Raw genomic sequence first — 458 nt, forward strand, 5'->3', positions numbered from 1 at the left:
GCTCCATACTCTGAATGCTCTGTGTTGATATCCGTATGATACAATTCCATACGATTCGAATTATCTTTGATAATCTCTTGATAATTCCTGTTCTCTTGGAATAATACCGCTCTTGTATCATTCGCATCTGTCAACTCAACAAACTTAACCATCATCCTATCAGCCTCATCATAACGATCCGCCGATTTTAACGAAAGTGAATAACGGTAGTAATATTCCGGCTTTAACTTATACTCCGGATTGGCAAACAATTGCTCATACCAAACCAATGCTGCCGTATAATCAGCATTGAAATAATACGAATTACCCAAACGCTCCAACAACTCCTGATTCACAAAACCCTTCTTAGCTATACTTTCGTATATCTTAATCGCATCTACATAAGCATAATTCTGATACAAATCATTCGCCTTCTGTAATTCCTTTTCCTGTGCAAAAATATTTGCCGTTATTCCTAA

1 protein-coding gene is annotated in these 458 nt (G+C 36.9%); it reads right to left on the bottom strand.

Going from position 1 to position 458, the window contains the following annotated elements; translation table 11 throughout:
- Positions 1-452, bottom strand: a 452-nt coding sequence (locus tag CCAND38_RS11835; RefSeq protein ID WP_042343550.1) for a tetratricopeptide repeat protein, incomplete at its 3' end; no start/stop codon positions are given.
- Positions 453-458 lie beyond the last annotated feature (6 nt).

The sequence above is a fragment of the Capnocytophaga canis genome, assembly GCF_000827555.1.
In the GTDB taxonomy this organism is placed as follows: Bacteria; Bacteroidota; Bacteroidia; order Flavobacteriales; family Flavobacteriaceae; genus Capnocytophaga; species Capnocytophaga canis.